Genomic DNA, 5,117 nt, shown 5'->3' with positions numbered 1-5,117 from the left:
AATGCAGCCCGCAAGCCATTCGCAAGTGCTGGTTTTCCTGGTGCTGACTGGATGAGGAAGCTGAGAAAATTATTTCGATTTAATTGCATTGTTTTTTGACTATTCCAACGTACTTCTAAATCGATCGGCAATCCGTTTAATAAACCCAGCAATTGGCACAGCTAAAAGTAGTCCGAGCAGTCCCCCTAATTGAGATCCCGTCAGTACAGAAATAAAGACAACGGCTGGATTGAGTCCTGTCATACCGCTCATCAACCGAGGCGCGATCGCATTATCAATAATCTGACCGACAACGATCGCTACTAGCAAAACCTTGAGTCCTAGCCAAATGTTTTGGAGAGCTAATAGTGAGCTAATTACAATCACAGTAAGGGTGCCACCAAAGGGAATAAAACTGGCAAATCCGATTGTCAATCCAAAGAGCAACCCAAACGGAATTTGCAGCAGTAAAAACACAGTCATGAGCGAAACACCTTGGATGGTAGAAACGATCGCTTGACCTGCAAAATAACTCTGAAAACTTTGTCTGAGCGAGTCTTGAATTCGATCGTTCCAAGGTGCAGGAAGCCAACTCCATAATCCGTTCCACAATGATTCACCACTAAACACTAATAAGATGGTTAGCACGAGAATTAGGAGCAAATTTAAGGCACTATTAATCGTATCTAAAGCCAAGAAGATTGCTTTCCGTGATGCTAATTGTAGAGTCTGAGTGACTCGATCTGTTAATCCTGCGGTTACATTAGTAAGATCGATCGGAATGTTTTGGAAAATCGGGAGAGTACTGAGATTAGCAACTTGTTCCTGTGCTGCTGTCAGCCAAGCTGGTAGACGGTTGACAAATTCCTCCAACTGTCGAAACACGATCGGTAATAGTCCAAAACCGATCGCACCCATTAATGCAATTGCGATAACTAGAACTAACCCAATTGACAAAGCTCGTGGTAGTCCACGTCGCTCTAAAAAGACGATCGGATAGTCTAGTAAAAACGTCACCAAACAAGCGGCAATGACGATGCTCGAAATCGGTTGTAAGGAATGATAAAGTAGCAAAATTAGCCACCCATTCAGAAAAACTAACGGGAAGGTTAAGCTAAATTTGAGCCATTGAGGTAGTTTTTGGTAAGAGAGCATTAGCGATCGGTTAGATTATGTGTTTTGACTTCAATTACACCCCGAAATATTGTACCCCATTAGTTTGAGTAGCTTGTTGTTGCTGCTGTTTACGTCCTAGAAACCACCAGAGTTCGGCACCAACTAGCGATAGTCCACCCAGAACTACACCGATTTTAATTGGTAAAGGCTGTTCTATTTAGTTCCAAGATGTAAAATCTGGATTTGTTAATTAAATTTAAAGTTCAATTAATAGATCTCTTCTTGAATTTAATTGATAGAATAAACAGAATCCTCTCTCTAAAGACATAGATAAAAATATCTTAACAAAACAGCATAAAATAAGATCGATTTTATCGATATATTATAGCCAATCACACCTAGCTTTGCCTTGAACAACAAACTCACACCTAGCTTTCAGACAAGTTCTTAGTTGCCGATCCCATTCAGATAAGTTAGGAAAATGAATGGATCGATGGACAATTGATCGGTGCTTTCCTGCAAAATCTTGAATATGCTGCCAGTTCTTTTGGCTATAGCTGCGATTGGAATTTGCTAGCTAAGATTAATCAGGACGATTCTCCACGGGAGAGGCTTCGCTAACGATGTTACTGAATATCCACTCGATCCGATCGACCGAATTCTAGGGATCTTCAAGATCGCCCACAAACCGACCAAACAAACAACTCACCCTGCCGCCCCCCTGCGGCCAACCGACATCCGGTTGGATGCCATCCCAAACAACAAAACCCCTCCTCTGCCCCGTCTAGTACCTGCACTGCCTCCACAGCCGCTTGCCAGAGGACAATCCAGCCATCTTCTGCCAGTGATGCCAACACCCCACTTTTGGGCTGAAATGCCACATCGATCACATTGCCGCTGCTGAGTTCTAGCACCCAACTCTCCCAATCTAATGGAGATTTTACCCACACTGTCACCAATTCGCGAGTAGAGGCGGCAAGAAATGGCGGAAAATTGGCACTAGGGGGCAGATCTGCCCAAGCTAAATGGCGAATATTGCCATCTAATCCGCCCGCAGCTAGCCATTTACCATCGTGGGAGAAGGCTAGGGCATCAATTGAATTATTCGTCGGTGGACACAAGGCTCTACCCACAAAACTCTTGATTAAGTGAACTTCGCCATTACAACAAGCAGCAGCTAAAGTATTGCCGATCGGCGACCACGCGATCGCACTCACATAATCAGATAATTGTGTTGTTGCACTCAACTCTAAAATGGGTTGTTCTGTTGGCTCTTCTTCGTTAGCTAAATTGGGTATTTTCATATATTAATATCATCTCAATTACTTATTAATTAACCCAGGCTTCTAGCTGTCAAAATATTTTACAAAGACGAGAAATTAAATCATTTTTATTAAACTTAATTGCTCAATTCACGGCATATTTAAGTTCATTTTTATTGCCTTGCTAAACATTCATTCAATCTTTGAAGCAGGGAAATTTTATCAAGTTTGCGCCCAATTAGCACAATCTGATTTTTTGGTGGGTCGATCCATTCACTGTCATCAATGGTGAATCTTTTGCCACTAAGTTGAAATATATGCCGCAGCAGACTATCCTCAAACCAAAGAATACCTTTTGCTCGAAATATATTGTCTGTAAGTTGATAATCGAGAAATTGTTGGAATTTTTTTAGAGCAATTGGACGATCGCTTTGAAATGAAACTGACATAAATTCATCATTATTAATATGTTTTGAATCTATCTCAATATTTGCGAAATTATCATCAAAAAAGTCTGAGTTGGAAAGATTGACATCGAGCAGCAGTGACAGTGGAACTTTTCCATGCTCGGATCTTAGAATCCGTGCCCCTTCTTTAACCGATCGCAAAAAGTCTTCTGTCTTATTTGCCTTCTCCTCAGAAACTAGATCGGTTTTATTCAATACAAGAATATCACCGCAAAAGATTTGATCGATCGCCACATCACTTTCGTAATGCTCTTTGGGATTAAAAGTCTCCGCATCTACAACAGTAACGATCGAATCTAAATGTGTAAAATCTCGTAACTCAGTCCCTAAAAACGACATGGCGATCGGTAATGGATTAGCAACACCAGTTGTTTCAACAATCAGATAATCGACTCGTTCTCGTCTAATCAAGATCCGATAGACAGCATCAGCAAAATCATCATTGATCGTGCAGCAGATACAGCCATTCGTCAATTCAATCATGTTTTTGTCATCGTCATCACTGCCAACTTTAACTAGCAATTGACTGTCGATGCTAATATCACCAAATTCATTAACTAAAACAGCAACCTTATAACCCTCAAAGTTTTTAATAATATGGTTGAGCAGCGTAGTTTTACCGCTACCCAAGAATCCTGTGACGATCGTGACAGGTAACTTCTGCGGTGGTGCATCAAGTGTGTCTAGCATAAATAAATTGAATATTAAAATACAAAGATATATTTAATCTCCATCGTCGATCTACTCAACCTCTTATCAAGGGCTAGGGTGAAAAATCCCCTTCTAGGAGGCTACCGGATACACAAGTCTGTTGGACTTCGTTTCCAATGGGCTTACCCCCCAACCCCCCTTATAAAGGGGGGCTTTTGCTCCCTCCCCTTTATAAGGGGAGGGCTGGGGCGGGGTAACACAGACTACGCAGCAATTCAATCTAATGAAAAGATGCCCGATGACGAATGAGATCCATAAACTCCTGACGAGTTTTAGCATCCTCTGCAAACACACCTTGCATCGAACTCGTCACAGTCCAAGAACTAGGCTTTTGCACGCCACGCATCACCATACACATATGCGTTGCTTCAATCACCACCGCCACCCCTTGCGGCTTTAGCAACCTCTGAATTGCATTAGCAATTTGGGAAGTCAACCGCTCTTGTACCTGCAACCGACGGGCATACATTTCACAAATTCGCGCGATTTTAGACAAACCAATTACCTTCCCGTTAGGAATATAGGCAACATGAGCGCGTCCGATAATCGGTAGAATATGATGTTCGCAAGAGCTAAACAAATCGATATCTCGCACCAATACCATTTCATTCGCATCTTCATGAAATACTGCTCCATTGAGCAATTCATCCAGCGATTGATTATAGCCAGAAGTGAGGTATTTAAGAGCTTTAACAACTCGTTTTGGGGTATCTAGAAGTCCTTCGCGATCTGGATCTTCACCTAACCCAATTAGTAATGTCCGTACCGCTTGTTGCATCTCTGCTTCAGAGACTGGAGATTTAGATTCAGTACTAATAAGTTGCTTACGGATATCGTCGGGTGAAATAGATAATGTCATGAGTAAGTTTAGATTTATTAATTGAAGATCGACGATTGAAGGTCAAATTTAGATGCTGATAATCAAGCAAAGCAGTCTGTTAAATGCTGTCGCAGATTATCAGCATCTAGATTACGTCCGATAAATACAAGTTGATTTTTGGGTGAAGATTGCCACGGTTCACCATTGAGATTAAACCGCGCACCACTGAGTTGAAAAATATGCCGATCTTCGCTATTTACAAACCATAAAATTCCTTTGGCTCGAAAGACTTCTGAGGGTAAGTGTAATTGCAAAAATGTCTCAAATTTCTTAACATCAAAAGGACGATCTGCTTCAAATGCGATCGATACAAATCCATCATTATCTAAATGGCTGGAATGGTGATGATGATGTTCATGAGCATGATGATCGTGGCTATGAGTATCATGTTTTTCATGTGCGTGTTCGTGCTGGTGTTTGTGAGGATCATCAGATCCATGACTAGCGTGTTCGTGAGCATGATGTTTATGACTATCTTGCTCAGTCTGTTCAATTTCTTCTTTAACTAAATCTGCATAATCATTGGGGTTGTTATGCTCTACATCTAAAACTAGATTGAGGGGCACTTTGCCATGTTCGCTATGCAGAATTCTCGCACCCTCTTTGACGGACTTAATATAAGCCTCCACACTCAAAACTTTCTCGGTACTTGCCAGATCAGTTTTATTTAAGATTGTAATATCAGCATAGGTAATTTGTTTA

5 protein-coding genes are annotated in these 5,117 nt (G+C 41.3%); all 5 read right to left on the bottom strand.

Annotated elements, in window-relative coordinates:
- Window positions 1-99 precede the first annotated feature (99 nt).
- Entirely contained in the window at window positions 100-1,134 is a 1,035-nt protein-coding gene (locus RMO55_RS18960; protein ID WP_310429198.1) for an AI-2E family transporter, read from the bottom strand.
- 632 nt (window positions 1,135-1,766) lie between these two features.
- Window positions 1,767-2,399 (bottom strand): hypothetical protein, encoded by a 633-nt coding sequence (locus RMO55_RS18955; RefSeq protein ID WP_310429196.1) that lies wholly within the window; start codon window positions 2,397-2,399, stop codon window positions 1,767-1,769.
- Between the two features lie 131 nt (window positions 2,400-2,530).
- The gene (locus RMO55_RS18950; RefSeq protein WP_310429194.1) at window positions 2,531-3,514 is read right to left on the bottom strand and encodes a GTP-binding protein; all 984 of its coding nucleotides are present in this window, start codon (window positions 3,512-3,514) and stop codon (window positions 2,531-2,533) included.
- 241 nt (window positions 3,515-3,755) lie between these two features.
- Window positions 3,756-4,394, bottom strand: a complete 639-nt coding sequence (gene folE, locus RMO55_RS18945; protein ID WP_310429192.1) for a GTP cyclohydrolase I FolE — start codon at window positions 4,392-4,394, stop codon at window positions 3,756-3,758.
- Window positions 4,395-4,456: 62 nt separating this feature from the next.
- The coding region (locus RMO55_RS18940) for a GTP-binding protein (protein ID WP_310429190.1) at window positions 4,457-5,117 on the bottom strand (661 nt) is incomplete at its 5' end.

This window comes from Chamaesiphon sp. VAR_48_metabat_135_sub, assembly GCF_031418915.1.
Classification (GTDB): Bacteria; Cyanobacteriota; Cyanobacteriia; order Cyanobacteriales; family Chamaesiphonaceae; genus Chamaesiphon.
The sequence above is the reverse complement of the archived record's forward strand: the minus strand, read 5'-3'. Positions and strand labels throughout refer to the sequence as shown.

Bases quoted from the DNA above. Each gene is read 5' to 3' on its own strand.
- RMO55_RS18960 (WP_310429198.1), bottom strand. From the start codon at position 1,134: ATGCTCTCTTACCAAAAACTACCTCAATGGCTCAAATTTAGCTTAACC.
- RMO55_RS18955 (WP_310429196.1), bottom strand. From the start codon at position 2,399: ATGAAAATACCCAATTTAGCTAACGAAGAAGAGCCAACAGAACAACCC.
- RMO55_RS18950 (WP_310429194.1), bottom strand. From the start codon at position 3,514: ATGCTAGACACACTTGATGCACCACCGCAGAAGTTACCTGTCACGATC.
- folE (WP_310429192.1), bottom strand. From the start codon at position 4,394: ATGACATTATCTATTTCACCCGACGATATCCGTAAGCAACTTATTAGT.